Raw genomic sequence first — 20,390 nt, forward strand, 5'->3', positions numbered from 1 at the left:
TCAGGTCGGTTTCTGTTGGGCCGGTTTCAGTCAAGCCGGGCAGGCAGTGCCATGCCGCGCAGGATCTCCGCCGCCGGCATCGGGCGCTTGCCCTCGCGCTGGGCCTCAAGCACCTCGACCGCGCCGGTCCCGCAGGCGATGGCAAAGCCGGAAAGCACCGCGCCCGGCCGGCCCTGGCCGGGAACGAGGCGCGAGCGCAGAAGCTTCACCCGCTCGCCCCCGATCAGGCACCAGGCGCCGGGAAAGGGCGAAAGCCCCCGGATCAGCCGGTCCACCTGCGCGGCGGGAAGGGTCCAGTCGATCCGCGCCTCGGCCTTGTCGATCTTTCGGGCATAGGTCACGCCCTCGGCGGGCTGGGGGATGCGGGGCAAGGGTATCCGGTCCAGCACATCGGCGATCAGATCGGCGCCCAGGCCCGACAGGCGGTCATGCAGGTCGGCGGTGGTCTCATCGGTGCCGATGGGGGTGCGCGTCTCGGCCAGCACCGGGCCGGTATCCAGCCCCGCCTCCATCTGCATGATGGCGACGCCGGTTTCCGCATCGCCCGACATGATCGCGCGGTGGATCGGCGCCGCCCCGCGCCAGCGCGGCAACAGCGAGGCGTGGATATTGAGGCAGCCTAGCCGTGGAGCGTCCAGCACAGGCTGGGGCAGGATCAGCCCATAGGCCACGACGACCGCCACATCGGCCTTCAGCGCGGCGAAATCGGCCTGATCCTCGGGCGATTTCAGCCGTTCTGGCGTGCGGACGGGAATGCCAAGCTGCTGCGCCGCCTGATGCACGGGGGAAAGGCGCGGCTTTTGCCCACGCCCGGCGGCGCGAGGCGGCTGGGAGTAGACCGCGACGACCTGATGCCGCGCCGCGACGGCCCGCAGCGCCGGCACCGAAAATTCCGGGGTTCCCATGAAGATCACGCGCATATCGCCCTCCGTTCAGGCCCCTCTCATATGCCGGGGCGGGGCCGCGATGCAAACCCGGCCAGAAAATCCTGCACCAGCGCAGTGGCCCGCGCCCGCGCCGCCGCGTCGAACTCCAAGGGCGACAGGCTGGATCTTTCCCGCTGATCGAAGCCGTGATCGACGCCGGCCAGGGTCACGTCGCGCAGGTCGCTGCCCTTGGCGCGCAGATCGCCGGCCATCTCGCGGCAGGGCCGGGGGTTGGTGATGCTGTCCTCTTGGGCCAGGATCATCAGCCCCCGCGCCTGCCGGGGCCAGGTCGCGGCGGCGCCGCCGTTAAGAAGCCCGCAATAGGGATAAAGCAGCACCACCGGCCCGATTTGGCCGGCAAGCTCCTGGCGGGGCGCGGGCCAGGCGGTCAGGCCGGGGGGCGGGGCGAACCGCGCCAGTTCGGCCAGAAGCTCCATCACGGTCCAGCCGCCATGCGAGGCGCCCAGGATCGCCACGTCGCCGGGGTCGATCCCCGGCATCCAGCGCAAGGCGGCCAGCGCCACGGCCAGATCGCCCGCCCGCTCGGCCCCCGGCAGGATCTGGCCCGCGCAGACCGCGCGCCAGCTTTGCGCGACCGTCAGCCGGTGCGGCGCATGGCTGTCCAGGATCATCGCCGCCCGGCCCTGATCCAGCATCAGCCCCGCCCAAAAGGCCATGTTGTCATGCACCCCGTCGCAGCCCGACAGCAGGATCGCCGCCTTGTGCGGTCCCGGACCCGGCGGGCGAAGGATCCGCCAATGGGGCGCCAGCATGGCCTGACGCTGGGCCGGGCTTTGCGCCAGGGGCTGCCAGCCCAGGGCGTTGCGCGCCGTGTTCAGCGCCAGAAGCAGCAGTACCGCCGCCAGCACCGCCGCCGGGGGGATCAGCCATTGTCGCATCCGATAAGCCCGCCCTTGCCGCATTTCGCCTTGAGCCGCGCCGTGTCCGCCGCGGTCCACCCCTCGGGGGCGGTGACCGAGACCCAGCCGTCGATATATTCCCCGGCATCGTAGATATGGCCGAAGCCCGGCGGCGTCGAGGTCGAGACAAGCATGTCCACGGCCAGTTGAAGCTGCGTCACGATGGGCGTGAAGTTGAGCCGGGGCGAGACATCGGGTGCCGCCGGCTCGCGCATCCAGCCCGGCGCGCGCCAAAGCGAGGCGGCGTTGTAGAACACGATGGGGTCGCTGGCATGTTGCAGGAACAGGATGCGCAGCCGACCCCATTCGCGGCCCGAACGGTCGGGCGGCGCGAACTGGCTGGCATAGCGGATCACCTCGCCATCGTCGATCTCGGGCAGGATGAAGGGGCTGCCGGGATTGCGCGCCGCGTTCGACTGGCGCCACAGCGTCGAGGGAAAGGGCGGCCCCACCCAGAACGCGCCCGAGACCGGCTCGTTCATCATCTGGAACGGGTTGAACGCATACATCGAGGACCAGGCCCCAAGCGAGATCCCATGCAAGTAAAGCCGGGGCCGGGCCTGGGGCGGCAGGCGGCGCCAATGCTCATAGACAAGCCGCATCAGCGCGGTCGCCTGCTCCAGGCCCGAATCGGTCTCGAAGATCAGCGCCAGCGGGCTTTGCAGATAGGAATATTGCACCGCCACGGTCGCCACGTCGCCGCCCTGCATGTATTCCAGCGCGTCATAGCTGGCCGGATCCATCCAGCCGGTTCCGGTCGGGCTGGCCACGACCAGAACCTTGCGGTCGAAGGCGCCCACGCGCCGCATCTCTTCAAGCGCGAGGCGGGCGCGGGTCTCGGGGCTTTTGTCCTGGGCAAGGCCGACATAGATCCGCAGCGGCTCGCGCGCGGGGCGGCCGGTAAAGCCCGAGATCGCGGCGGCGCGCGGACCGTTCAGCACGAAGTCCCGCCCCGGCTTGCCCATCAGATCCCAGTCCACCAGCGAGGCCGCGCTGCCCGACTGCCAGTCCTGTCCGGGCGGTGCGGCGGTCGGGTCGGTCAGGTGCTGGGCCGCGACATAAGAGCGGTCGGCGATTTGCAGCGCCTGGTTCACCACCCCGTCGCGGGTCAGCACGACGACGATGATCGTCGCCAGCGCCAGGCCCAGCACATTGGCGCTGGCCGCAGGGATATGCCGCGCCAGCCGCAGGCGCAGCAGGTCGAAAAGCCCCTGGATCGCCTTGCCGGTCAGGAACAGCGCCAGAAAGACCACCGCCGTCAGCGCAAGCATCTTGGTGGTGTTCGCGGCCTCAAGCAGCGGCATGTGCATGCGGCTGCGAATGCTGTTCTGCCACTCGGTGGACAGCGCGACGCAGCGGATCAGCACGATCAGCACCGGCAGCGCCACGACCGCATGGGCGATATTGGCCCAGCGACGCGGCGGAACGGGGATTTCCAGCGTGCGCCAGATCGCCAGCAGGAATTGCGTCAGAAGATAGCCCGCCGCCATCGAAACGCCCGCAAGCCCCCCTTGCATGACCCAATCGCGCGGGATCAGCGAGGGTGTCAGCGAAGCTGCCGCCAGAAGCAGGCCCATCAGCAGCGGCAGGATCGAGAACATGCGTCACCCCCTGGCAATGGTCCGCGCGCCGGCTTTCGCCCGGTCCCGGCAAGGCACGAGGTTAGGGGCGCGGGCACGGATTGGGAAGTCCCGCGCTTGGCGATGGGGGCGCGAAGGCGCGGGCTGGTTTTGCGGTTCGGGCGGGGGCCTGGTGGTCGTGGCGGGATGAAGGGTTGCCGCATTCCGACCCTGTGGCGCGGAATCTGCCCGGCAGGCCCGAATATGCGAGAGCTTCCACTTGCGACGAAGGCCCTGCGACACCCCTCGGGTGGGAAAGGGCCGAGGCCCAGCCCGCCACGAGCCGCGACCTGCGAGTCCAAGGCGGATGCGCTTGCGGAGCCCCCTGATCGTGATCGCGCGTCGGCCGCGCATCCTGTCATGCACCGTCGCTTTCCGGCGGTGGCACGGCGGGCCAGCCCGCGCAGTTTCGCACGGGATCGCGTTTTTGCGCGTCACCTGTGACCGAGCGGTCAGGCCATGGTGCGCTTTGCCTGATCGTCCTCGGCCGTGATCCGGCCTGGAAAGTCGCGCGGGGGCCTGAGGGCCGCCTTTCGTGCGACGGGGCTGTTCCCGTGCTGGTCGAGGACCCTGGCGCTCGCCCAATTCGGCTGCTGAGGTTTTTTGATCCTTGTAGGCATTCAAGGTTGAGAGCGCGGCTTGAAGGCATGCCGCCTGCTTGGGCGGGGCGGTCCAGGCGAGAGGTCGGACCGGGGCGCTGCCCCGGACCCCGGGATATTTGGACAAGAAAGACGGGCGGGAAAAGACGACCGATAAGATGCTTTTCTTGACCGCCTGGTCTGTTCCGGGTGGGCTTCATCGACGCGCATCGGGATGCGCACGGCCTCGATGGTATCGGAGCTGGAAGGATGCCATCATCAGGCTGATCGAAGGATTCCAGGCCGTAAGCCTGGCCGTGATCATCGGGATTGCCGTGGGCCTGTCGATCAGTGGATTGCCTGACGCTGCCGGCCCCAACCCGCCAGTTCCCCAACATGCAACCGAAGCCCCCGCAAAGACGGTTCTGGCTGATACGCCTGCAACCCAAGAGGAGGCAGGAGAGGAGACAGCGGGCACAGGTGCGGAGGAAACCGAGCCCTTCAAGCCCGCGGGCTTGGTGAAGGCGGGCTGGGAGGGGGCCTCGAACACTCTGCCATGGTGGGGCATCACTGCGGTGCTGGCCATTCCGGGCAGCACATTGCTTGGGCTGTGGCTGTTGCGGCGAAGAACCGAAGTCGAGGACGACAGTCCGGAATTCACCCGAGCTCTTCGGGAAGTTGCCGCCCCAGTGCACGACGCGAACCCCACTCCACGGGCAATCCGGCTATTCGAGAACAAGATGCGCTATATCTCCGCGCGAGAGGATGCCGCAGTCAATCCCGAGCGGCCGGACATGACCGACATGCTGTTTCGACGCTGGCTCCCCCCTGACTATTTCATCCCGGAACCGCTACGGATCGACGGAAGATCGCTCGCTATACTGGTCGCGGAGCGTATCATAGTCGTTGCGGGTCGCGTGGAGCCGGAGTGGATGAAGACATCCGTCTTGAGCTATGGAGTTGACGGCTGTATGTGCGTTGGTCGATGGCCGGTCCGCCTTCCCGCCGGTCAGGGTTATGCTGGAGGCCGAATGGGTGCTGAGTAACGCCTATGGCCATGCCGCGAGGGATGTCGTGGCGCCGCCGCGGACCTTCGGGGGGGCGGGTGTTGTGGTCGAAGATGTGACCCCTGTCGTCGAGGCGCCGGATCGCACTGAGAGCGGCGCGGATTTGGCCAGTGCCATGCACATGCTCAAGGGCCGGATCCGCGCCCGTGCCCGTCTGACCGACGAGATCCGGTTGGATTCGCTGCTGGTGGATGCGATTGAGGTGATGCGCGTGCTGCGCCGCGCCAGCCCGAACGGCTTTCCCCCTTGGGCGATGTCTGAGAAGCCGGGTTCGCTGCATGGCTTCGGCACGGTCTCGTCCAGATCTGACCGCAGCAGCGGGGTGCGTGACCGACGAAACGGGACAAAGCCAGCCCAACCTTACTCGCACTGCTCTGGACGGTGAGGGAGTTTATGTTGGAAAATGAGGAAGGAGTAGTGTGCAAACGATAAATCAAGCATTTGATTTCGCGTGATTTCAGAAGACGATTTATGTGGCATTTTACAGCATGCCGGCCACGCGCTTCCAGGCCTCACTCCAGAGGTTTCGCCTCGGCGCAGGTCGGGGGCTGTGTCCCCCCGCCTGCCGTCACCCCTCGATGGGGTGGCGGCAGGCGTTCCTTGGGGTATTTTCGCAAACGGAAATGCGCGGGTGCGGCGTCAGCGGCGGGCGAGCTTGGTGGATTTAGAGATCAGCATCTTGCGGCGCAGCGCCGAGAGGTGGTCGAGATAGGTTTTGCCGTTCAGATGGTCGATCTGGTGCTGCGTCGATGTGGCCCAGAGCCCGACGAAATCGCGGTCCTCGATCTGGCCCTGGTCGTTCAGGAAGCGCACCGTGACGGCGCGGGGGCGCTCGATCCGGGCGAAGACGCCGGGAAGGTTGGGGCTGGCCTCGTCATGCGGGCGAAGCTGGTGGCTGGCATGCAGGATCTCGGGATTGGCCATGCGGATGGCCTGGCCGCGCCTGTCCGAGGCATCGACCACCGCCAGGCGCAGCGTGATGCCGATCTGCGGCGCGGCCAGACCCACGCCGGGCATCGCGTCCATGGTTTCGATCATGTCGTCCCAGATCATCCGCACCGTCTCGGTGATGCTCTCGACCGGCTCGGCCGGCTGGTGCAGGCGGCGGTCGTGATAGGGGATGAAGGGACGGACGGTCATGGTCGGGCCTGTGGCTGGGCGGCGCGAGAGAGCCCCGCGTGATCCGGCGCGGCTATCACGGGCGGGACTGAAGGTAAATCCGTCCGGGCGACAGGTCCATGTCCGCGAAAGTGCCCGACGGGGGGTAGCCGTCCCGCGTGGCTGCGCCGGGGCGGTGCAGGCCGGATCCCAGCCGGTCCATGCGGCGTTGGCCATAGGCCGCCCATTCATGCGGCGGGGGCGCCGGGCGGGCCTTGCGGCGCGTCCGGTAGCGGGCGCCCAGCCAGAGGCCCAGAAAGAAGGTGATGGCAGCGTCGAGCAGGAACATGGCGCGGATCCGTCCAGAGGGAACACGGCCGATCCTAGGCCCGCGCGGGCAAACAGGGGCTTAACCAGTCAAATTGGAAATGATTGGATTTGTCTCGATTTACTCCAGATGATCGGTGATCAGCCGGCCGTTCAGGTGGTCGGCCTCGTGCTGGGCGATGCGGGCCTCGATTCCGTCCAGGTGCAGGCATTCGGCCTCGCCCAGAAGGTTGAAGTGATCGAGCCGGATGGCGCGGGGCCGGGCGACCGGGACCGGCAGGCCGGGCAGCGACAGGCATGCCTCCACCGCGACCTCGGTGGTCTCGTCCGTGACCAGGATCTGCGGGTCCAGGATGATCCGGGGGCGGGGCGCGCCCTCTTTCCAGCCCGCATCCATGACGAAAAGGCGGTAAGGCTGGCCGATCTGGGGCGCCGCGAGGCCCCGGCCCTGGGCGTGATACATGGTCGCGAGCAGGTCGGCGGCAAGGCGGCGCAGCCGTTCCCAGTCCAGTTGCCCGGCGGCGGCGCAGCTTTGCCGCAGCACCGGGTCCTGGCCCTGGCGGATGGAGCGGGCAACGCCCTCGCGCGTCAGCCGGGCCGGATCGGGCCCATCCGGGCCGGCATCCAGGTCCTGGCCCGTCAACCGCTCAGGCACGGCCGCGCTCGCGCTTCAGCTTGACCATCTTGCGGGTGATCATCTGGCGCTTGATCGGGCCGAGATGGTCGATGAAGAGCCTGCCGTCCAGATGGTCGATCTCGTGCTGGGCGCATGTGGCCCAGAGGCCGTCGAAGTCGCGCTCCTGCGTTTTGCCGTCAAGGCCCAGCCAGCGCACCCGGACCTGGGCGGGGCGGGTCACGTCGGCATATTGGTCGGGGATCGAGAGGCAGCCTTCCTCATAGGTGTTCAGCTCTTCCGAGGTCCAGGTGATCTCGGGGTTGAGCATGACGATCGGGGCGTGGGGCGCCTCGGGGTCCTTGGTGCAGTCCATGACGTAAAGCCGCGACAGCACGCCCACCTGCGGCGCGGCCAGGCCCACGCCGGGCGCGTCATACATGGTGGCCAGCATGTCGGCGGCCAGGCTCTCGATCTCGGGGGTGATGCGGGCCACGGGTTCGCACGGCTTTTTCAGCCGGGGATCGGGGTGCAGAAGGATGGGGCGCAAGGTCATGACGCTGATCTAGGGCAAGCCTTGGCCTTGCGCAACAAGACGCTATGCTGGACGCACGGATGAAAAGCGAGAGCGCCATGACCCAAAGCCCCGACCCGACCCACGGCCCCGACTTCGACGAGATCATCGACCGCGTCGGAACCGCGTGTTCGAAATGGGACGATATGCAGGCGATCTATGGCGTCTCGCCGCAGGAAGGGTTGCCGATGTGGGTGGCGGACATGGATTTCCGGCCCCCCGCATCGGTCCAGCGCGCGGTCGAGGCGATGGCCGCGCATGGCGTCTATGGCTATCCGGGGGCGAATCGCGCCTATCTGGAGGCGATCCGCTGGTGGATGCGGGCCCGCCACGGCTGGGAGATCCGCCCGGAATGGATCCTGACCGCGCATGGGCTGGTCAATGGCACCGCGATCTGCGTCGATGCCTTCACCCAGCCGGGCGATGCGGTGATCCTGATGACGCCGGTTTATCATGCCTTCGCCCGCGTGACCCGTGCCGCCGGCCGCCAGGTCACCGAGTTCCCTCTGGCCCTGGCCGAGGGCAGGTATCACATGGATTGGGAGAACTGGGCCGGGCGCATGACCGGCGCCGAGAAGATGCTGATCCTGTGCTCTCCTCACAATCCCGGCGGCCGGGTCTGGTCCGAGGTGGAATTGCGCCAGGTGGCCGAATTCTGCGCCGCCCATGACCTGATCCTGGTCTCGGACGAGATCCATCACGATCTGGTCATGCCCGGCGCCCCCCGCCACCAAGTGCTGGCAAAGGCCGTGCCCGAGATCGCGCCGCGTCTGATCACGCTGAGCGCCGCGACCAAGACCTTCAACATCGCGGGCGCCCATATCGGCAACCTGATCATCGCCGATGATTCGCTGCGCCAGACGGTGCAGGGACGGATGGCGGCGTTGGGGATTTCGCCTGGTCTTTTCGGTCTGGGCATGGTCGCCGGGGCCTATTCGCCCGAGGGCGCGGCCTGGGTCGACGCGCTGACGCGCTATCTGGACGGCAACCGCCGGATCTTCGACGAGGGCGTGAACGCGATTCCCGGCCTGGCTTCGATGCCGCTGGAATCGACCTATCTGGCCTGGGTGGATTTCTCGGGCACGGGGATGAGTGCCAGGGAATTCACCCGCCGGGTCGAGCAGGGCGCCCGCATCGCCGCCAATCACGGCCCGAGCTTCGGCCTGGGCGGCGAGAATTTCCTGCGCTTCAACCTGGCCACCCCCCGCGTTCGCGTGGCCGAGGCGGTGGCCCGGCTGCAAGCCGCCTTCGCCGATCTGCAATAGGCCGAAGGAGGCTGGCGGATGCGGCGGCTGGCGGCACTGTTTTCCGCGCTTTGCGTTCTGGCTTTGTGCTGGGCCTTGTGGCTGATCTGGGCGCCCCCGTCGAAGGATGCGCCCACGCCCCCGCCGCAAGCGGGCCGGCACTGGCCCGGCCTGCCAGGGTTTCGTTGGCCGGAGTTCCGTTTGCCCGAACTTGATTGGCCCGAGCTTCATTGGCCCGAATTGCGCCTGCCGCGGATCACCCTGCCCGAGATCTTCGGCCCGAAGCCCGAGGCCAAGCCCCCGGCCACCCCCCCGGTCGCGCCCCCGGTCGCAGCGATGCCCCTGGCCTCCCCGGTCGAGCGTATCCTGATCGAGAAATCCGCCCGCCGCATGACCGTCTGGCAAAAGGAAGGCACGCCCCGCAGCTTTCGCATCGCCCTGGGATTCGCGCCCGAGGGCGACAAGGGCCGCCAGGGCGACGGGCGCACCCCGGAGGGTGTCTTCCGCGTCGACCGGCTGAACCGGAACAGCGCCTTTCACCTGTCGCTGGGCCTTGACTACCCGCAGAAGCGCCACCGCGAGGCCGCGCGCAAGGGCGGCTATGATCCGGGCGGCGATATCATGATCCACGGCCAGCCCAAGCAGGTGCCCGACGGCTATCGCGTCAAGGGCGACTGGACGGCGGGCTGCATCGCGGTCTCGAATGCCGAGATCGAGGAAATCTTTGCCCAGACCGCCCTGGGCACGCGGGTCGAGATCCGTCCCTGAACCGGGAAACAGCTTCAACGCCGTGAGTATGTCCAGACATCTTGCCGCCGTCCGGGGCGGGGGATAAAGGCTGGGCGCATGAGCCTTGATCGTTATGCCCCGCACCTGCGCGCGACCCTCGCGCTGGGTCTTCCGCTTGTCGGTAGCCATCTGGCCCGCATGGCCATCGGCGTCGCCGATACGGTGATGATGGGCTGGTATGGGGTGAACGAATTGGCGGCGCTGGTCATCGCGACCTCGTTCTTTCACATCCTGTTCTTCCTGGGCATGGGGTTCGGCATCGGCGTCATGGGCCTGATCGCCGCCGCCATCGCGCGTGGCGACGAGTCCGAGGTGCGCCGCGCGGCGCGCATGGCGCTGTGGCTCTCGGTCGGTTACGGCGTGCTGGTCGTTCCGCTGATGTGGTCTTCGGGGCCGATCCTGCTGGCCTTGGGCCAGGCGCCCGCCATCGCGCGGCTGGCGCAGGACTATCTGCGGATCGAGGCGTTCGGCCTTTTGGCCGTTCTGTGCCAGTTGACGCTGAACAGTTATCTGGCGGCGTTGGAGCGCACGCAGGTCGTGTTGTGGATCACGCTGGCGGGCCTGCCGCTGGTGATCTTCCTGAACTGGGTGCTGATCTTCGGCAATATGGGCGCGCCTGAAATGGGGGTGAAGGGCGCGGCCATCGCCGCCGTGGCGGTGCAATATGCCGGGCTGGCCCTGATCGCCGCCTATGCCGCCTGGCTGCCCCTGGCGCGGAAACACCACCTGCTTCAGCGGTTCTGGAGGCCGGACTGGCCGGCGCTGCGGACCGTCTTTTCGCTGGGCATGCCGATCGGCCTGACCATGGTGGCCGAGGGTGGGCTGTTCGTCGGCTCGAACATCATGATGGGCTGGATCGGCACGCGCGAGCTTGCCGCGCATGGCATCGCGCTGCAACTGGCCTCGTTGACCTTCATGCTGCATCTGGGCATGTCCAATGCCGCCACCGTGCGCGTGGGCCAGGCGATGGGGCGCGGTGACGGCGCCTGGATGCGCGATGCCGGCCGGACGGTGATCGCCGTCTCGGCGGTCTGGGCGCTGCTGGCGGTCGCGGCCTTCGAACTGTTCCCGCGCCAACTCGCGGGGCTGTATCTGGACGCTGCCCATGCAGAGACGCCGATGCTGATCGGCCTGGCGGCGGGGCTGCTGTTCTATGCGGGACTGTTCCAGCTTGCCGATGCGATGCAGGTGATCGGTCTGGGCCTCTTGCGTGGCGTGCAGGATACCCGCGTGCCCATGGTCATCGCCGGGGTCAGCTATTGGCTGGTCGGCATTCCGGTGGCCTATGGGCTGGCCTTCGGCCTGGGCCTGGGACCGCCGGGTCTTTGGCTGGGACTGGTCGCGGGGCTGAGCCTGGCCGCGATCCTGCTGATGCGCCGCTTCTGGCGCGGACTTGCACGCGGGGACTGGACCCAGGCCGCGCGCGCGGTCTAGGCTGCGGCGTAACAAGGCCCAGGATCAAGGAGCTTCGCCATGCGCCCGGTTTTTGTCCAGTTCCGCTGCATCCCCGGCAAGACCTATGGCGTGGCCGATGCGATCTATGCCCGCGAGATCGTGAGCGAGCTTTACTCGACCTCGGGGGAATACGACCTGATGGCCAAGGTTTATGTCCCCGAGGACATGGACGTGGGGCATTACCTGTCGGAGAATCTGTTCGACATTCCCGACATCGTGCGCACACTGACGACGATCACCTTCAAGGCGTTCTGAAGGAAGGGGGCTCCGCCCCCTCGGCGCGTTGCGCCTCACCCCCGGGATATTTGGACAAGAAAGACAGGGCCAGGTCGGCCCTTGCATGGGGCGGGGATTTGCGTTTCTTGTGGCGGTCATGGAACGCCTGCGCTTTGCCCCCATTCCCGACGGTCTGCCTGCCACGGTGCCCTTCACCGGCCCCGAAACACTGGAGCGGCGCCGGGGGGCGCCCTTCCTGGCGCGGCTGGGGGCGAATGAGAACGGCTTCGGGCCCTCGCCGCGCGCGGTGAGGGCCATGGCCGCGGCGGCGGCCGAGGCGTGGAAATACGGCGATCCCGACAGCCATGATCTGCGCCAGGCGCTGGCCGCGCATCATGGGATCGCGCCCGAGCATTTCATGCTGGGCGAGGGGATCGACGGGTTGCTGGGCCTGCTGGTGCGGCTGACGATGGCACCGGGCGAGGTGGTGGTGACCTCGGACGGGGCCTATCCGACCTTCAACTATCACGTTGCGGGTTTCGGCGGGCGGCTGGTCAAGGTGCCCTATCGCGACGATGCCGAAGACCCCGAGGCGCTGACTGTCGCCGCCCGCGACCACGGCGCGCGCCTTGTCTACCTGGCCAATCCCGACAACCCGATGGGAAGCTGGCATCCTGGTCAACGGATCGAGGCCATGCTGGATGCGCTGCCCGACGGCGCGCTGCTGGTGCTGGACGAGGCCTATGTCGAATTCGCCCCCGACGAGGCCATTCCCCGTATCGATCCCCGCGACGAACGTGTGATTCGGTTTCGCACGTTTTCCAAGGCTTTCGGTATGGCGGGCGCGCGCGTTGGCTATGCCTTGGGACCCGAGCGGCTAATCGAGGGCTTCGACCGCATCCGCAACCATTTCGGCATCAACCGCATTGCCCAGATCGGTGCGCTGGCCGCGTTGCGTGACAGTGCCTGGTTGGACCAGACCCGCCGCCAGGTGGCCGCCGCGCGCGACCGTATCGCCGCTATCGCCGCCGGAAACGGGCTGCGCGCCTTGCCTTCGGTCACGAATTTTGTCGCCCTCGATTGCGGCGGGGATGGCGAATTCTCCCGCCGCGTCCTGGCCGGTCTGGAGGCCGAGGGCATTTTCGTCCGCGCCCCCGGCGTTGCACCGATGGATCGCTGCATCCGCGTCTCCTGCGCTCCTGGGCCGGAATTGGACGCTTTCGCCCAAGCCCTACCCAAAGCCCTGGCCAAGGCGCGCGAGGGCTGATCCGCGCGCCGCGCCGGCCTTCTTCGTTTTCCAAATACCCATGCGAGGCCGGGGCCGGGCGCAGGTCATTCCAATGGCAGGGCCGTGGTTGCCTTCAGCTCTTCCATCGACAGCAGCGCGGTGACGTTGTGGATCCTCACCTCCGAGATCAGCGCCTGGTAAAAGCGGTCATAGGCGCGGGCATTCCTGACCCGCACCTTCAGGATATAGTCGATATCGCCGGCCAGGCGATGCGCCTCGATCACCTCGGGTCGGGCGCGCACCGCCGACAGGAAGCGCCGCGCCCAGTCGGGATCGTGTTCGCTGGTGCGGATCAGGACAAAGAAGCACGCATCCAGCCCCAGCGAATCCGGGTCCAGCAGTGCCACCTGGGCGCGGATCACGCCTCCTTCGCGCAGCTTGCGGATTCGGTTCCACACCGGGGTTTTCGAGGCGCCGACTCGGGCTGCTATATCGTCCAGCGACAGGGTCGCGTCCTCTTGCAGCAGGGACAGGATTTTGCGATCCGTCTCGTCCAGCCGTGCCAGCGTTTGCCTGTCCATGCTCATGGTGAAATCTGTTCCCGTTTTCATGCCGTGGATCTGGAACCTGTTTCTTATTTTTCCGCACCACTCGTCAACATGCGGGACTTTTTTCTATATAGAGAGTACCCAACCCGAAAGGTAAAGGCGATGTCCAAAGGCTTCACTCCCAGTCCCGCAACCCCCGCCGTCATCACCGCGAATGACCTGCGCATGGGGCATTGCGTGTGGATGCGTGATGGGGCATGGACCGCCGACCCGCGCGAGGCCGAGTTGTTCGAGGACGAGGCCGTGGCGCAACTGGCGCTTCTGGATGCCACCGCCCAGGCCAATCTGGTCGTCGGCCCCTATCTGGCCGAGGCCCGCCGCGGTGCCGATGGCCGCCCCCAGCCCACCCATTTCCGCGAGGCGTTCCGCCGCCGTGGTCCCTCGAACTATTTCCACGGCATCCAGGCCGACATCACCCATACCGACGCCGAGACCGAGGCCAGCCATGTTTGACGCCCGCCCCCAGCATAACGAATACCTGCGCCACCGCGCGGCCCAGTTCCGTTCCCAGGTCGCCCGGCGCCTGGATGGCAGCCTGACCGAAGAGGAATTCCGGCCTCTGCGCCTGATGAATGGCGTCTATCTGCAACTTCATGCCTATATGCTGCGCGTGGCGATCCCTTATGGCACGATCAGCCCCGACCAGATGCGGACGCTGGCGCTGCTGGCGCAGAAATGGGACAAGGGCTATGGCCATTGGACCACGCGCCAGAACATCCAATACAACTGGCCCAAGCTGGTGGACATCCCGGACATGCTGGATGCGCTGGCCGATGTCGGGCTGCATGCGATCCAGACCTCGGGCAACACCATCCGCAACACCACCACCGACGCCTATGCCGGCGCGGCGGCGGATGAGGTGGCGGATCCGCGCCCCTATGGCGAGTTGATCCGGCAATGGTCCACCGACCATGCCGAGTATCAGTTCCTGCCGCGCAAGTTCAAGATCGCCATCACCGGCTCGGAACATGACCGGGCGGTGATCGCGGCGCATGACATCGGGCTGCGCCTGAAGCGCAACGACAAGGGTGAGATCGGCTATCAGGTCTGGATCGGCGGCGGCCTGGGCCGGACGCCGATGATCGGCCAGGTGGTGCGCGAATTCCTGCCCGAACCCGACCTGCTGCCCTATCTGGAAGCGATCATCGCGGTCTACAACCTCTCGGGCCGTCGCGACAACAAATACAAGGCCCGCATCAAGATCACCGTGGCCGAGCGCGGCCTGGCGGTGATGCGCGACGAGATCGAGGCCGAGTTCCTGAACCGCCGCGCCATCTTTACCGGCGTCGACCAAGATTATCTGGCAGCGCTGAAGGGCATGTTCGCCGCGCCTGCCTTCCGCAACGAGGGTGATGGCGACTATGAGGCGAGCCGCGCCGCCAATCCCGCCTTCCGCAGCTGGACCGACACCAACCTGTCGGCCCACAAGGCGCCGGGCTATGCCAGCGCCAAGATCAGCTTCAAGGCGCCCGGCCAGACGCCGGGGGATGCAAGCGCCGCGCAGATGAACCTGTTGGCCGACCTGGCCGAGCGTTACGGCCATTCCGACCTGCGCATCAGCCATGACCAGAACGTGGTGCTGCCGCATGTCCATAAATCGGACCTTTACGCGCTGTATCAGGAATTGAAGGCCGCCGGGCTGGCCACCGCCAATGCCGGGCTGATCAGCGATATCGTCGCCTGCCCCGGCATGGATTACTGTGCGCTGGCCACCGCCCGTTCGATCCCGATCGCCGAGGAGATCGCGGCGCATTTCCGCGCCCGCGACCTTGAGGAAGATATCGGCAAGATCGACATCCGCATCTCGGGCTGCATCAACGCTTGCGGTCATCACCACCTGGGCCATATCGGCATCCTGGGGCTGGATCGCGCCGGCGTCGAGAACTATCAGATCACGCTGGGCGGCGACGGCTACGAGATCCCGCAGGTGGGCCAGAAGCCCGGCGCGGGCTTCCCCGCCGAAGAGGTCGTCGGTGCCATCGACCGGATTATCGACGCCTATCTGGACCTGCGCGAAACTGCCGAGGAACGCTTTATCGACGCCTATCGCCGTGTCGGCATGGCGCCGTTCAAGGCGGCTTTGTATCAGGCCGCCCATGCTTGACGACACGCTTGACGCCCGCGCCGCGCGGCTGAACGGTCGGTATCGGCATCATGCCGCGACCGAGGTTCTGCGCCGCGCCTTGCGCGATCCCGATCTGGGCAACGCGACGCTGGTGTCCAGCTTCGGCTCGGAATCGGTGGTGCTGCTGCATATGGTCTCGGTCGTGGCGCCGGGCACGCCGGTGCTGTTCATCGACACGATGATGCTGTTCCAGGAAACGCTGGACTATCAGCTTGAGGTCACCCAGAAGCTGGGCCTGACCGATGTGCGGGTGATCCGGGCGACGGAGCGCGAGGTCGCGTTGAACGACCCGGACGGCACCCTGCATCAGTTCAGCACCGATGCCTGCTGCGATTTTCGCAAGACCGTTCCCCTGGAACGGGAACTGTCGAAATTCGACGCCTGGATCACCGGCCGCAAGCGGTTCCAGGGCGGCGAGCGCCAGGAGCTGGAGTTCTTCGAGGCCGAGCCGCCCAGCCGGCTGCGCATCAATCCGCTGGCGCATTGGCGCCGCGAGGATGTGCAGGATTACATGGCCGAGAACAACCTGCCGCGCCACCCGCTGGTCGCCAAGGGTTACGCCTCGATCGGCTGCGCGCCCTGCACCTCGCCCATCAAGCCGGGCGAGGACCCGCGCGCCGGGCGCTGGCGCGGCAGCAAGAAGACCGAATGCGGTATCCATTTCATCGGCGGCAAGATGGTCCGCGCAGGAGCGAGCACATGAGCGATTTCTTCCTTGTCCGCGATGACGGCTTTCACCCCGATGACGGTGCCGAGGCCCCGGTGCTGGCCTCCGGCACCGATCCCGCGACCCTGGGCGATTATCTGGAGCAGCCGCTGCTGGCCGTGGATTTCCCCGCCTTCAGCGACGGGCGCGGTTTCACCCTGGCGCGGCTTTTGCGCGAGAAGGGCTATCAAGGCCGCTTGCGGGCCGTGGGCGGGCTGATCGCGGATCAATATGCCATGGCGCGGCGCGTGGGCTTTGACGAGGTGCGCATCCCGGCCGCCCTTGCCGCCCGCCAGCCGCAGGAGCAATGGCTTTATCGCGCCGATTGGAAGGAATGGGACCACCGCGCGCGTCTGGCAGGTTGAGGCCCATTCGGCCGCCCACCGCGACGCGCATCTCGGGCCGGGGTTTTCCCGGCCCTGAATGTAACCTAGATAGACACGGACCTTGACATGACCCTGGATGTGCCCGTGGCCGCTGCCGCCGCCAAACCCGCCAAGACCCTGCCCGACGCCCAGACCGTGACCGCGGTCAAGCACTGGACCGACCGGCTGTTTTCGTTCCGCGTGACGCGGCCGGCGTCGCTGCGCTTCCGCTCGGGCGAGTTCGTGATGATCGGCCTGCCCGGCGACAACGGCAAGCCGATCCTGCGCGCCTATTCCATCGCCTCGCCCGCCTGGGACGACGAGTTGGAGTTCTATTCGATCAAGGTGCCGGACGGGCCGCTGACCTCGAAATTGCAGAACATCCAGGTGGGCGACGAGATCATCCTGCGCCCCAAGCCCGTGGGCACGCTGGTCCTGGACGCGCTGCTGCCCGGCAAGCGGCTGTGGTTCCTGGCCACCGGCACCGGCCTTGCGCCCTTTGCGTCGCTGATGCGCGAACCGGAAAGCTATGAGCGGTTCGAGCAGGTGATCATGATGCATACCTGCCGCACCGCCGACGAACTGACCTATGGCCGCGAACTGGTCGAGAACCTGCGCCACGACCCGCTGCTGGGCGAGATCTACGGCGAGGATTTCGCGAGCCGGCTGCTGTATTATCCGACCACCACGCGCGAGGACGGCCCATTGATGGGCCGGATCACCGACAACATGACCTCGGGCAAGGTGTTCCAGGACCTTGGCCTGCCGCCCATGGATGCGGCGAATGACCGCGCCATGATCTGCGGCAGCCTGGCCTTCAACACGGATGTGAAGACGGTGCTGGAAGGGTTCGGCCTGCGCGAGGGCGCGAACAGCGATCCCAAGGAATTCGTGGTCGAGAAGGCGTTCGTCGGCGACGGAATCTGAGGTCGCGCCGGGGGTTTCACACCCCCGGACCCCCGTGGGATATTTTCCCAAGAAAGAAGCACGGCGTTGACAGATCGCCGGGCGGCCCCCATGTTCCGGCGCCGAATCATGCGAAGGAATGTTCATGCCCGTCGTCGTCGTTGAATCCCCGGCCAAGGCCAAGACGATCAACAAGTATCTGGGCGACGATTATACCGTTCTGGCCTCGTTCGGGCATGTGCGCGACCTGCCGCCCAAGGATGGCAGCGTCGATCCCGAGGCGGATTTCGCCATGAAATGGGAGGTCGCCGCCGATAGCCGCAAGCATGTCAAGGCGATCAAGGACGCGCTGGCGGGCGATCCCAATCTGATCCTTGCCACCGACCCCGACCGCGAGGGCGAGGCGATTTCCTGGCACCTTTTGGAGACCCTGGCGCCCGCGCTGAAGAAGGGCGCCGCCGTCAGCCGCGTGACCTTCAACGCGATTACGAAGAATGCCGTGACCGAGGCGATGGCCAACCCGCGCCAGATCGACCAGCCCTTGGTCGATGCCTATCTGGCGCGGCGCGCGCTGGATTACCTGGTCGGCTTCAACCTGTCTCCGGTTTTGTGGCGCAAATTGCCGGGCGCGAAATCGGCCGGGCGGGTGCAATCGGTCGCCCTGCGCATCATCGTCGACCGCGAGATGGAGATCGAGGCGTTCCGGGCGCGGGAATACTGGTCGGTCCATGCCCGCCTGGCCACGCCGCGCGGGGACGAGTTCGACGCGACCATGACCATCTTTGGCGGCAAGAAGCTGGAGCGCTTCGACATCGCCGACGAGGAGACGGCGAAGCTGGCCGTCGCCGCGATCCGCTCGCGCGATCTGTCGGTCGCCAGTGTCGCGGCCAAGCCCGCCAGCCGCAATCCCTGGCCGCCCTTCATGACCTCGACCTTGCAGCAGGAGGCCAGCCGCAAGCTGGGCCTGGGCGCGCGGGCCTGCATGTCGGCGGCACAGCGGCTGTATGAGGCGGGCCACATCACCTATATGCGGACCGACGGCATCGACATGGCGCCCGAGGCGGTGATGGCCGCCCGTGACGCGATCAAGGCCCGGTTCGGGGCGGATTACCTGCCGAAATCGCCGCGCATGTATAAAAACAAGGCCAAGAACGCGCAGGAAGCGCATGAGTGCATCCGGCCCACCGACATGATGCTGTCGCCCGACCGCCTGCCCGTCGCCGACAAGGACCAGAAGGCGCTTTACGACCTGATCTGGAAGCGCACCATCGCCAGCCAGATGGAATCGGCCCGGATGGAGCGCACCACCGTCGAAATCGCCAGCCCCGACGGCCAGGTGGGCCTGCGCGCCAATGGCCAGGTCATGCTGTTCGACGGCTTCCTGAAGGTCTACGATCAGGGCCGCGACGACGAGGATGACGAGGACGGCCGCCGCCTGCCGGAGGTCCGCGAGGGCGAGGCCGCCGACAAGCGTTCCGTCACCCCCGAGCAGCATTTCACCCAGGCCCCGCCGCGCTATACCGAGGCCACCTTGGTCAAGCGCATGGAGGAGTTGGGCATCGGGCGGCCCTCGACCTATGCCAGCATCGTCACCACGATCCAGGACCGCGACTATGTTCGCAAGGAGCAGAATCGCCTGATTCCCGAGGACAAGGGCCGGCTGGTCACGGCCTTTCTGCTGAAATATTTCCCGCGCTATGTCAGCTACGATTTCACCGCCAACCTTGAGGGGGAACTGGACGACATCTCCTCGGGCGAGCGCGCCTATCGTGAGGTGCTGCGCCGTTTCTGGCGCGATTTCACCGCCGCGCTGGGGGCGACCAGCGAGTTGCGCATCACCGAGGTGCTGGATGCCATCGACGAGGCGCTGGCGCCCGCGCTTTATCCCGCCCGCGCCGATGGCGGCGATCCGCGCGAATGCCCGCTGTGCCGCAAGGGGCGGCTGCATCTGAAGACCGCGCGCTCGGGCGGGGCGTTCCTTGGCTGCGACAATTACCCCGAATGCCGCTTTACCCGCCCGATCGGCAGCCCCGATGCCGAGGTCGTGGGCGACACCGTCCTGGGTCTGGACCAAGGCGACGAGATCAGCCTGAAGAACGGCCGCTTCGGCCCTTATGTCCAGCGCGGCGAGGCGACCGCCGAGATACCGAAGCCGCCGCGCGCCTCGATCCCCAAGGGCTGGGATCTGGCCTTGGTCGATCTGGAACGGGCGCTGGCGCTGCTGGCGTTGCCGCGCCAGATCGGCCCGCATCCCGAGGATGGCGTGCCGGTCGAGGCCGGGATCGGACGTTACGGGCCCTATGTGAAGCACGGGCCGAAATACGCGAACCTGCCCGATGTGGACGAGGTGTTCACCATCGGCATGAACCGCGCCGTCGAGGTTCTGGCGCAGAAGGTGACGCGTGGCAGGGCCGCCGCCGCCGCGCCGCTGGCCGAACTGGGCGAGCATCCCGATGGCGGTCCGGTCCAGGTTCTGAGCGGGCGTTACGGGCCTTATGTCAAATGGGGCAAGGTCAATGCGACCTTGCCGCGCGATCTGGAGCCCGGTTCCGTGACGCTGGAGCGGGCGCTGGAACTGATCGTGGAAAAGGTCGGGAAATCGGGCAAGAAGGCTCCGGTTCGCAAGGCTGCCGCGAAGAAACCCGCCGAGAAGAAAGCGCCGGAGAAGAAGGCACCGGAGAAGAAAGCGGCGACCAAGAAGCCTGCGGCCAGGAAGGTTGCGGAGAAGAAGCCCACGGCTCGCAAAGGCGCCGCAAATGCCTCGGGTCAGGCGGAATAAGGCCGATCTTTTGGGGGAAGGCTGGTGAGAAAGACCGGGCGGCAGGTGGGAGCGCGGCGGGACGCGCTCCTTTTGGTTGCAACTGCCTGTCTTTCCGGCCAGGAACGCGGGCCTTATCGGTGCCGTGCGCGATATTGCCGGGCCGCGTTGACACCATCCGGCAGGTCCGCCACAAGAATCCCGGAAACAGGCGGAGGACATTCATGAGCAAGGTTTACGGGAGCGCTGTTTTTGCGCTTGAAGGTGT

The 20,390-nt window shown here is 66.9% G+C and carries 21 protein-coding genes; 13 read left to right on the top strand and 8 right to left on the bottom strand.

From position 1 onward, the window contains the following. Positions 1–26: 26 nt before the first annotated feature. From fmt to QM682_RS12470, 3 genes are read right to left on the bottom strand one after another with little or no spacing between them, the layout of a single operon-like run. Positions 27–920: a methionyl-tRNA formyltransferase gene (gene fmt, locus QM682_RS12460; protein ID WP_415130192.1), complete on the bottom strand. Its 894-nt coding sequence runs from the start codon at positions 918–920 to the stop codon at positions 27–29. 23 nt (positions 921–943) lie between these two features. Next, a complete protein-coding gene (locus tag QM682_RS12465) occupies positions 944–1,825 on the bottom strand; it encodes a dienelactone hydrolase family protein (protein ID WP_415130194.1) in 882 nt (293 codons plus the stop codon). Next, complete coding sequence (locus QM682_RS12470; protein ID WP_415130196.1) at positions 1,810–3,447, bottom strand: alpha/beta hydrolase; 1,638 nt, start codon at positions 3,445–3,447, stop codon at positions 1,810–1,812. Before QM682_RS12470 ends, QM682_RS12465 begins: the two co-directional genes overlap by 16 nt. A 736-nt stretch (positions 3,448–4,183) precedes the next feature. Here QM682_RS12470 and QM682_RS12475 point away from each other — a divergent pair. After that, on the top strand, positions 4,184–5,089 hold the full coding sequence (locus QM682_RS12475) for a hypothetical protein (protein WP_415130198.1): 906 nt from the start codon (positions 4,184–4,186) through the stop codon (positions 5,087–5,089). After that, positions 5,061–5,495 (top strand): hypothetical protein, encoded by a 435-nt coding sequence (locus QM682_RS12480; RefSeq protein WP_415130200.1) that lies wholly within the window; start codon positions 5,061–5,063, stop codon positions 5,493–5,495. Before QM682_RS12475 ends, QM682_RS12480 begins: the two co-directional genes overlap by 29 nt. A gap of 254 nt (positions 5,496–5,749) precedes the next feature. Here QM682_RS12480 and def (QM682_RS12485) read toward each other — a convergent pair whose 3' ends face one another. From def (QM682_RS12485) to def (QM682_RS12500), 4 genes are all read right to left on the bottom strand, one after another. Further along, positions 5,750–6,250 (bottom strand): peptide deformylase, encoded by a 501-nt coding sequence (def, locus tag QM682_RS12485; RefSeq protein ID WP_415130202.1) that lies wholly within the window; start codon positions 6,248–6,250, stop codon positions 5,750–5,752. A gap of 55 nt (positions 6,251–6,305) precedes the next feature. Next, positions 6,306–6,557, bottom strand: a complete 252-nt coding sequence (locus tag QM682_RS12490; protein WP_415130204.1) for a hypothetical protein — start codon at positions 6,555–6,557, stop codon at positions 6,306–6,308. Between the two features lie 99 nt (positions 6,558–6,656). Beyond that, the gene (locus QM682_RS12495; protein ID WP_415130206.1) at positions 6,657–7,190 is read right to left on the bottom strand and encodes a peptide deformylase; all 534 of its coding nucleotides are present in this window, start codon (positions 7,188–7,190) and stop codon (positions 6,657–6,659) included. Beyond that, positions 7,183–7,704: a peptide deformylase gene (def, locus tag QM682_RS12500; RefSeq protein ID WP_415130208.1), complete on the bottom strand. Its 522-nt coding sequence runs from the start codon at positions 7,702–7,704 to the stop codon at positions 7,183–7,185. Before def (QM682_RS12500) ends, QM682_RS12495 begins: the two co-directional genes overlap by 8 nt. 59 nt (positions 7,705–7,763) lie before the next feature. Here def (QM682_RS12500) and QM682_RS12505 point away from each other — a divergent pair, with 59 nt between their 5' ends. The 5 genes from QM682_RS12505 to QM682_RS12525 all read left to right on the top strand — a co-directional run bounded on the left by QM682_RS12505 (position 7,764) and on the right by QM682_RS12525 (position 12,693). Next, a complete protein-coding gene (locus QM682_RS12505; RefSeq protein ID WP_415130210.1) occupies positions 7,764–8,987 on the top strand; it encodes a MalY/PatB family protein in 1,224 nt (407 codons plus the stop codon). A gap of 180 nt (positions 8,988–9,167) precedes the next feature. Continuing rightward, entirely contained in the window at positions 9,168–9,734 is a 567-nt protein-coding gene (locus QM682_RS12510) for a L,D-transpeptidase family protein (protein ID WP_415130212.1), read from the top strand. Between the two features lie 78 nt (positions 9,735–9,812). Next, the gene (locus tag QM682_RS12515; protein ID WP_415130214.1) at positions 9,813–11,189 is read left to right on the top strand and encodes an MATE family efflux transporter; all 1,377 of its coding nucleotides are present in this window, start codon (positions 9,813–9,815) and stop codon (positions 11,187–11,189) included. Positions 11,190–11,228: 39 nt separating this feature from the next. Continuing rightward, positions 11,229–11,465, top strand: a complete 237-nt coding sequence (locus QM682_RS12520) for an Lrp/AsnC ligand binding domain-containing protein (protein ID WP_415130216.1) — start codon at positions 11,229–11,231, stop codon at positions 11,463–11,465. Between the two features lie 118 nt (positions 11,466–11,583). Beyond that, entirely contained in the window at positions 11,584–12,693 is a 1,110-nt protein-coding gene (locus QM682_RS12525) for a pyridoxal phosphate-dependent aminotransferase (protein WP_415130218.1), read from the top strand. 65 nt (positions 12,694–12,758) lie between these two features. Here the strand turns inward: QM682_RS12525 and QM682_RS12530 are convergent, their stop codons facing one another. Continuing rightward, positions 12,759–13,241, bottom strand: coding sequence for an Lrp/AsnC family transcriptional regulator (locus QM682_RS12530; protein ID WP_415130220.1), 483 nt, complete (start codon positions 13,239–13,241; stop codon positions 12,759–12,761). Positions 13,242–13,364: 123 nt separating this feature from the next. On the opposite strand from QM682_RS12530, the gene QM682_RS12535 reads away from it, so the two are divergent. The 6 genes from QM682_RS12535 (at position 13,365) to topA (ending at position 20,143) form a co-directional block, all read left to right on the top strand. After that, the gene (locus QM682_RS12535; protein WP_415130222.1) at positions 13,365–13,715 is read left to right on the top strand and encodes a DUF2849 domain-containing protein; all 351 of its coding nucleotides are present in this window, start codon (positions 13,365–13,367) and stop codon (positions 13,713–13,715) included. Continuing rightward, positions 13,708–15,366: a nitrite/sulfite reductase gene (locus QM682_RS12540; RefSeq protein ID WP_415130224.1), complete on the top strand. Its 1,659-nt coding sequence runs from the start codon at positions 13,708–13,710 to the stop codon at positions 15,364–15,366. The genes QM682_RS12535 and QM682_RS12540 overlap by 8 nt, the downstream gene beginning before the upstream one ends. After that, entirely contained in the window at positions 15,359–16,090 is a 732-nt protein-coding gene (locus QM682_RS12545) for a phosphoadenylyl-sulfate reductase (RefSeq protein ID WP_415130226.1), read from the top strand. Before QM682_RS12540 ends, QM682_RS12545 begins: the two co-directional genes overlap by 8 nt. Next, complete coding sequence (locus tag QM682_RS12550) at positions 16,087–16,458, top strand: DUF934 domain-containing protein (RefSeq protein WP_415130228.1); 372 nt, start codon at positions 16,087–16,089, stop codon at positions 16,456–16,458. The genes QM682_RS12545 and QM682_RS12550 overlap by 4 nt, the downstream gene beginning before the upstream one ends. A gap of 87 nt (positions 16,459–16,545) precedes the next feature. Further along, complete coding sequence (locus tag QM682_RS12555; protein ID WP_415130229.1) at positions 16,546–17,385, top strand: ferredoxin--NADP reductase; 840 nt, start codon at positions 16,546–16,548, stop codon at positions 17,383–17,385. Positions 17,386–17,509: 124 nt separating this feature from the next. Then, positions 17,510–20,143 (top strand): type I DNA topoisomerase, encoded by a 2,634-nt coding sequence (topA, locus tag QM682_RS12560; RefSeq protein WP_415130231.1) that lies wholly within the window; start codon positions 17,510–17,512, stop codon positions 20,141–20,143. Positions 20,144–20,390 lie beyond the last annotated feature (247 nt).

The organism is Paracoccus sp. (in: a-proteobacteria), assembly GCF_047605025.1.
Taxonomy (GTDB): Bacteria; Pseudomonadota; Alphaproteobacteria; order Rhodobacterales; family Rhodobacteraceae; genus Paracoccus.

Bases quoted from the DNA above. Each gene is read 5' to 3' on its own strand.
- QM682_RS12520 (WP_415130216.1), top strand. From the start codon at position 11,229: ATGCGCCCGGTTTTTGTCCAGTTCCGCTGCATCCCCGGCAAGACCTAT.
- QM682_RS12535 (WP_415130222.1), top strand. From the start codon at position 13,365: ATGTCCAAAGGCTTCACTCCCAGTCCCGCAACCCCCGCCGTCATCACC.
- def (WP_415130208.1), bottom strand. From the start codon at position 7,704: ATGACCTTGCGCCCCATCCTTCTGCACCCCGATCCCCGGCTGAAAAAG.
- QM682_RS12525 (WP_415130218.1), top strand. From the start codon at position 11,584: ATGGAACGCCTGCGCTTTGCCCCCATTCCCGACGGTCTGCCTGCCACG.
- QM682_RS12540 (WP_415130224.1), top strand. From the start codon at position 13,708: ATGTTTGACGCCCGCCCCCAGCATAACGAATACCTGCGCCACCGCGCG.
- QM682_RS12550 (WP_415130228.1), top strand. From the start codon at position 16,087: ATGAGCGATTTCTTCCTTGTCCGCGATGACGGCTTTCACCCCGATGAC.
- QM682_RS12555 (WP_415130229.1), top strand. From the start codon at position 16,546: ATGACCCTGGATGTGCCCGTGGCCGCTGCCGCCGCCAAACCCGCCAAG.
- QM682_RS12480 (WP_415130200.1), top strand. From the start codon at position 5,061: ATGCTGGAGGCCGAATGGGTGCTGAGTAACGCCTATGGCCATGCCGCG.
- QM682_RS12490 (WP_415130204.1), bottom strand. From the start codon at position 6,557: ATGTTCCTGCTCGACGCTGCCATCACCTTCTTTCTGGGCCTCTGGCTG.
- QM682_RS12465 (WP_415130194.1), bottom strand. From the start codon at position 1,825: ATGCGACAATGGCTGATCCCCCCGGCGGCGGTGCTGGCGGCGGTACTG.
- QM682_RS12505 (WP_415130210.1), top strand. From the start codon at position 7,764: ATGAAAAGCGAGAGCGCCATGACCCAAAGCCCCGACCCGACCCACGGC.
- fmt (WP_415130192.1), bottom strand. From the start codon at position 920: ATGCGCGTGATCTTCATGGGAACCCCGGAATTTTCGGTGCCGGCGCTG.
- topA (WP_415130231.1), top strand. From the start codon at position 17,510: ATGCCCGTCGTCGTCGTTGAATCCCCGGCCAAGGCCAAGACGATCAAC.
- QM682_RS12470 (WP_415130196.1), bottom strand. From the start codon at position 3,447: ATGTTCTCGATCCTGCCGCTGCTGATGGGCCTGCTTCTGGCGGCAGCT.
- def (WP_415130202.1), bottom strand. From the start codon at position 6,250: ATGACCGTCCGTCCCTTCATCCCCTATCACGACCGCCGCCTGCACCAG.
- QM682_RS12545 (WP_415130226.1), top strand. From the start codon at position 15,359: ATGCTTGACGACACGCTTGACGCCCGCGCCGCGCGGCTGAACGGTCGG.
- QM682_RS12530 (WP_415130220.1), bottom strand. From the start codon at position 13,241: ATGAGCATGGACAGGCAAACGCTGGCACGGCTGGACGAGACGGATCGC.
- QM682_RS12515 (WP_415130214.1), top strand. From the start codon at position 9,813: ATGAGCCTTGATCGTTATGCCCCGCACCTGCGCGCGACCCTCGCGCTG.